This is a genomic window from Xylophilus ampelinus (genome assembly GCF_003217575.1).
GTDB lineage: Bacteria > Pseudomonadota > Gammaproteobacteria > Burkholderiales > Burkholderiaceae_C > Xylophilus > Xylophilus ampelinus.
Genome location: NZ_QJTC01000063.1, coordinates 1 through 1,125, shown reverse-complemented (window position 1 = coordinate 1,125; position 1,125 = coordinate 1). Strand labels below are relative to the sequence as shown.

The 1,125-nt window shown below is 49.8% G+C and carries 1 protein-coding gene, 1 pseudogene and 1 other annotated feature; the gene and the pseudogene both read left to right on the top strand.

All coding sequences use genetic code 11. The features are described 5' to 3' along the window. Positions 1-127: 127 nt before the first annotated feature. Positions 128-406 (top strand): MafI family immunity protein, encoded by a 279-nt coding sequence (locus tag DFQ15_RS17310; protein WP_146228797.1) that lies wholly within the window; start codon positions 128-130, stop codon positions 404-406. Positions 407-614: 208 nt separating this feature from the next. Then, positions 615-1,125 (top strand): annotated as a pseudogene (locus DFQ15_RS16840) (IS3 family transposase); the annotation flags it as partial. Further along, positions 665-781, top strand: a sequence feature (AL1L pseudoknot). It overlaps the preceding pseudogene by 117 nt.

The window sequence follows — 1,125 nt, the reverse complement described above, 5'->3', positions numbered from 1 at the left end:
CCTGATCTGGTCATCTTTGTAGTTTCCTGGACTTGGAAACTCATGGATAACCATTCGTCAACTTAGTTCGGCTTATTTTTGAGACACCACACTAGTATTAATTTGAAGCCAATTAAAAATAATAAAGATGGATTATGAATTGGAAATTAAAAGCTTAATCTCTTTGTTGGAGGATAAGCTTTGCGAAAATGAATTTTCTTTAGCATTGGAATATTTTATCCATGGGGAAAATCGCTTGGCATTTGAAACGTTATGTGATTATTTATGTGGAGGTGAGGTATCTTTAAGTGCAATTGATTATGAAAAACTATTGTATTTTGGAGCTTTGTTTGGCGCCGATCTAAAAAGTGGGCGGTTTAAATACTTAAAAAATCTGTCGGATTTAAAACCGAACAGTGATATATGACACAAACTTTTGGTCAAGCGATTAACCCGATCACGGGGGGTAGAGATCGTGAGCGGCGGTCACTTAGCAGTAAATCCATAAAAGCAATAATAAAAAATTGTTATTTTGCGGCGGTGGGTTTTCTCATCTTGTCACTTTCGCCTGCATGGCCAGCACCGGAGGAATGCCAGACGGGAGTCCCTTATGAGAATTGGCCTCTAGCCATTCGCGCGAGGTCAAGGAACTGCGCAGGGCCAACGAGATATTGAAGTTGGCCAGCGCGTTTTTCGCCCAGGCGGAGCTCGACCGCCGACTCAAGTCCTGAAGAACTTCATCGACCGGCATCGCGAGGCCTTCGGGGTCGAGCCGCTCTGCAAAGTATTGCAGGTCGCCCCGTCGGCTTATCGAAGACATGCAGCGCTGCTTCGCGAGCCTCATAAACGCTGTGCCCGGGCCCTTCGCGAAGAGGTGCTGGCACCAGAGATTCAACGCGTCTGGCAGGCCAACATGCAGGTCTACGGTGCAGACAAGGTTTGGCGGCAATTGGCTCGCGAAGGCGTGACAGTGGCCCGTTGCACAGTCGAGCGCTCGATGCGCCGGATGGGGCTTCGCGATGTCATGCGAGGCAAGGTGTTGCGCACCACTGTTGGGGACGCCAAGGCGCCGTGTCCGCTGGACCGGGTCAACCGGCAGTTCCGGGCGGAGCGGCCGAACCAACTGTGGGTCTCGGACTTCACGTA